At 65.2% G+C, this 4492-nt stretch carries 6 protein-coding genes; all 6 read right to left on the bottom strand.

What is annotated here, in order from left to right; all coding sequences use genetic code 11:
• Window positions 1-373, bottom strand: a 373-nt coding sequence (locus WBB85_RS19350) for an Lrp/AsnC family transcriptional regulator (RefSeq protein WP_432640224.1), incomplete at its 3' end; no start/stop codon positions are given.
• The gene (ahbB, locus tag WBB85_RS19355) at window positions 370-1356 is read right to left on the bottom strand and encodes a siroheme decarboxylase subunit beta (protein ID WP_432640229.1); all 987 of its coding nucleotides are present in this window, start codon (window positions 1354-1356) and stop codon (window positions 370-372) included. The genes WBB85_RS19350 and ahbB, both read right to left, overlap by 4 nt.
• A gap of 2 nt (window positions 1357-1358) precedes the next feature.
• Window positions 1359-2507 (bottom strand): cytochrome D1 domain-containing protein, encoded by a 1149-nt coding sequence (locus WBB85_RS19360; protein ID WP_432640225.1) that lies wholly within the window; start codon window positions 2505-2507, stop codon window positions 1359-1361.
• The gene (locus tag WBB85_RS19365) at window positions 2504-2806 is read right to left on the bottom strand and encodes a c-type cytochrome (RefSeq protein WP_432640226.1); all 303 of its coding nucleotides are present in this window, start codon (window positions 2804-2806) and stop codon (window positions 2504-2506) included. Before WBB85_RS19365 ends, WBB85_RS19360 begins: the two co-directional genes overlap by 4 nt.
• Window positions 2799-3590, bottom strand: coding sequence for a uroporphyrinogen-III C-methyltransferase (cobA, locus tag WBB85_RS19370; RefSeq protein ID WP_432640227.1), 792 nt, complete (start codon window positions 3588-3590; stop codon window positions 2799-2801). The genes WBB85_RS19365 and cobA overlap by 8 nt, the downstream gene beginning before the upstream one ends.
• Before the next feature lie 76 nt (window positions 3591-3666).
• Window positions 3667-4492 (bottom strand): cytochrome D1 domain-containing protein (locus tag WBB85_RS19375; protein WP_432640228.1); only part of this gene is annotated, 826 nt, incomplete at its 5' end.

A 4492-nucleotide genomic window follows, 5' to 3' on the forward strand; every position in this document is an offset into this window, starting at 1 on the left:
TCCCCGCCCGCGTGTCGGTCGCCAGAACGAACCACATGTTCAGACGGTGGGTGCGTTCATAATTATGCGCGACCTCGGGATGGGTATTGACCAAAGTCACGACCGCATCGAAGCGGTCTGGCGGCACCGCCATAGCGCAGAGGCAGAAGGCCCCGCCCATCGCCTCGGCATCGAAGAAGGGGCCGAAGCGGGTGATGGCACCCTCTTCGCGCAAGTTCTGGATGCGGGCGATCAGGTCGGTTTCCGAAAGGCCCAGCGGCTTTCCGGCATCGGCGAAGGGGCGTGGGGTCAGGGGAAACCCCTCCTGCAGCGCGTTCAGGATCGCCCGGTCGGTCACATCCAATGCATCCGGGGGCAGAACCTCGCGTCTCATGCGGCCTCCGCCTTCAAAAGCGCGCCGGTCTGTTTGAAGCAGCGGGTGGAAAAGAGCGCGCGGTGGCTGGCACCGGCAAGTTCCGGCAGGGCGGCGGCCTCGGTGAGGATCGACAGTGCTTCGGACCGGCTGCGGGCGTGGATCATCGAATAGAGCGGATAGTCCCAGATGCCGGGCACGGTCAGGCGGCGATAGCAAAGCGTGACCCCCCGGTGGCGGGCGAGCGCCGGGCCAGCCGTGTCAATACGGTCCTCCGGCAAGGACCAGACCACCATCGCATTTGCGGACCAGCCGATCGCGCGGTGGCGGACGATGACGCCGATGCGGGTCAGAAGGCCCGCGTCTGACAGGGCGGCGATGCGCGCGATCACGTCACCTTCCTTGCGCGACAACCCCTGCGCAACGGATCGGAACGGGCACGGGATCAGCGGCAGACCTGCGGTCAGTGCCTGAAGGATCGGGCGGTCGGTGTCCTGTAACGCTGTCCGGTCCACCGCCCTCGATTCCGACATTTCCTGCCGCGCGCCGGGCGACAGGCGGAAGCCAAGGTCGATGTTGAAGGGGCGGACGAGCCGCAGATCGAGGACCTTCAGACGGGTGCGCTGACCGATCCGCGCCAGCGTGGCTTCAAGTGCCGTGACATCGGGAGCGGTGGCGACGAACCACAGGTTCCAGTCGTCTTCGCGCAGATAGGAATGGTTGACGCCCCGTTCCGCGCCGACCACGGCGGCAACCTCCTCAATCCGGCCCTCAGGCACCGCCATGGCGGCGAGTGTGGAGGCCCCCGCCGTATTCGGCCGGACCGTCGCGCCCACGCGGGAGACCATGCCGCGCGCATGCAACTGTTCCAGCCGCTGGATCACCTCGGCCTCATCCACGTCCAGAACCTCGCCCATCGCGGCGAAGGGGCGCGGGACGAGCGGCAGATCGCGCTGGAAATCGTCCAGAAGGCGGCGGTCGACGGGGTCGAGACGGTCGAGCATGGTCAAAGCCCCGTCCGGTGTGCGCGCGCGGTGAAAAAGATGCCCGAGGGGCTGTCGGCAGCGATCTCGCCCAGCCGCTCGAAGGTGCGGGTGTCGTAGATCGCGACCATGTTGTCGTCACGGGCCGAGATCCAGACCTCTGCCCCCCGCGGCGCGAATTCCATATGCAGGACGGCGGCACCGGGGGTCAGGGTCTTGACCACCTCATGCGTGCGGCTGTCGATCACCTGTACGGTGTCATTGAGCGGTGTCGCGAAGTTCACCCAGACGTAAGGCGAGGCGGGCTGGGCGATGATGAAGACCGGCTGCCCGTGGGTCTTTGTGCGGGCAACCTCTGCCAGGGTGTTCCGGTCGACCCAGAGGAGTTCATGCTGGCCCACTGCGGGCAGGACATACTGGCCTTCGGTAAAGGCCCAACCCTGAAGATGGGGCATCTTGTACACCGGCAGGTCGTCTTCGGTCTTGCCGTAATCCTTCAGGAACCGCACCGGCTGCGGCACCTCATCCCAAAGGTCGATGGCGGTCACGCCCTTTTCGCCGAAAAGCCCGATGAGATAGGTATGCGCATCCTCCGTCAGCACCGCGTCGAACGGGTTCGCGCCGACATCGCCGAGCTTGGTCAGCTTCATCCCGGGGCCGGAGAAATCGGCGATGAAGGCCTCGCCCGTCTCCCAGGTCGCCCAGGCAAAGCGGCGGCCGGGCACATCGACAAGACCGATGGTCTTGGCGCCTGTCGGGATGTCGGCGATCTGGTCGAGCGTCTCGGCATCAAAGACCTTCACGCCGCCCGGTTCATAGTTCGACACGGCGATCAGCTTGCCATCGTCAGAGATTGCGCCGCCGATGGAATTGCCGCCCTGCACGATGCGCCTGGCGATGGTGCGGGTGAGCATGTCGATCTTGGTCAGCCCTCCGTCACGGCCGAACACGAAGGCAAAGCGTTCGTCGGGGCTGTAGGTCAGCGCGGCGTGGCTGAGGTCGCCCAGGCCATCGATCCGGCCGATGGCGGCACGGTCGGAGCGGTCCACCACCAGAACCGACCCGGTGCCGCGCTCAACGACAAGCCCCAGATCACCGGTTGCGCAGCAGGGCTCGCCTGCCCAGATGGGGTTCGCAACGCTCAGCATCAGGGCGGCGATCAGCGCCTTCATTTCGGGCTTCCTTTCAGGTAGCGGGCAATCCACAGGGCCTCGTCCTCGCTCAGGACCGGCCGCCAGCGCGGCATCGCCGTGCCGGGTACCCCGTCGAGAATGATCAGGGCCAGGCCCTCGGGCTCGGCATGGGCCAGGACGTCGGGCGTGAGGGCGGAACCGAGGCCGCCCTTCATCGTCAGCCCGTGGCATGACCCGCAATCCTGAATGACCATGTGTTCCAGCTTCTCGGCCCGGTCCGGGCTGACCTCTGCCATCGCGGGCAGGCTCAGCATCAGGAGGGCCGTAAGGCTACGCATAGGCCGCCATCCCGGCACCATCGCAACTCAGCGCATCGGCCAGCGCGATGCTGTCGTAAAGCGAGACGACATGGCCGATCACGAACAGCACCGGCGCGTCCGGTTCGGCGGCGGCGACATCGGCGGCGATGCCGCCAAGGGTCGAAAGAATGCGGCGCTCGCGCGGGGTTGTCGCCGAGCTGACCGCCATCACCGGCAGCGTTGACGGCACGCCGTGGCGCATCAGTTGAAAGGCGATCTCGGCGATGTTCGCGGTGCCCATATAGATCACCAGCGTCGTGTCCCCGGATGCCAGTGAAGCCCAGTTGAGGTCCAGCCGCGCATCCTTCGCCCGGTGGCCGGTGACATAACGCACGCCGGTTGCCAGACCCCGGTGGGTCAGCGGCACCCCGGTCGAGGATGCCGCACCTTGGGCGGCGGTGATGCCGGGCACATAGCTGACCGAAACCCCGGCCTCGCGCAGAACCTCGGCCTCTTCCGAGCCGCGGGCGAAGATCAAGGGATCGCCGCCCTTCAGCCGCACGACCGTTTGCCCGTCGCGGGCCAGTTCGACCAGAAGCGCATTGATCCGGTCCTGCGTCACCTTGTGACAGCCCGGCATCTTGCCGACATCGATCCGGCGGATGCTGTCGGGGACCAGCGCCATGATCTCGTCCGATACCAGCCGGTCAAAGACCACCACATCGGCGGATTGCATCAGCCGAAGCGCCTTGAGCGTCAGAAGCTCAGGATCGCCCGGACCCGCGCCGATGAGGAAGACTTTGCCTGAACTGAGGTCTTTCATGGGAAAACACCCGGACTGAAGAGGACGGGCAGAGGGGCGAGGGAACGCATGATCCCTCTGCCCGTCCAGTTTCTTGTCAGTAGATGTCGTCGCGGGTGTTCAGAACGTTGAACTTGCCCGTCGGCGTCACCAGACGCGGGTCCTTGATGACCTTCTTCAGTTCAAGCGTCTTGTCGTCGACGACGACGATGGCGCTTTCCTGTTCCTTGCCGTTCCAGACCGAGAACCAGACCTCTGTGCCTTCCTTGTTGAATTCCGGCTGAACGACACGCGGCTGGCCTTCGGCAATGCCGGCCCATTCGCCGATCGGAAGAGTCGTGAATTCCGGATCGACATCGGGATCGCCACCCATCGCGGTGATGTCGAACACGGCCACTGAAGCCGAAACCTCGGCATCTGGGTTGAGCGGCGCATCGACATAGAGATGGGTCGAGTTCGGATGGGTCTTGATGAAGAGCGACCCGCCGCCAAGGGCATAGAAGCTGTCGACCACCTTCCAGGCCTGATCCGGATGGCCTTCCGGGTCGGTCCCGATCAGCGCCACGCTTTCATCGCCAAGGTGCGACGTCGACCAGACCGGACCATAGACCGGGTGGCTGAAGTTCGCGCCGCGACCCGGATGCGGTGTCTCACCCCCGGTTTCGATCAGCGCCGTCAGCTTGTCTTCCTTGGTGTCCACGACCGCGATCTTGCCGCGGGCGTTGGCCGCCACGAGGAAGTAGCGCTTTGTGCTGTCGAAGCCGCCGTCATGCAGGAAGCGTTCCGCCTCGATCTCGACCGTCTTGAGGTTCTTCAGGTCGGTGTAGTCGACAAACAGAATCTTGCCCGTTTCCTTCACGTTCACGATGAATTCGGGGTTGTAATGCGACGACAGGATCGACGCCACGCGGGGTTCCGGGTGA

The sequence above is a fragment of the Albidovulum sp. genome (assembly GCF_049646345.1).
Taxonomy (GTDB): Bacteria; Pseudomonadota; Alphaproteobacteria; order Rhodobacterales; family Rhodobacteraceae; genus Albidovulum.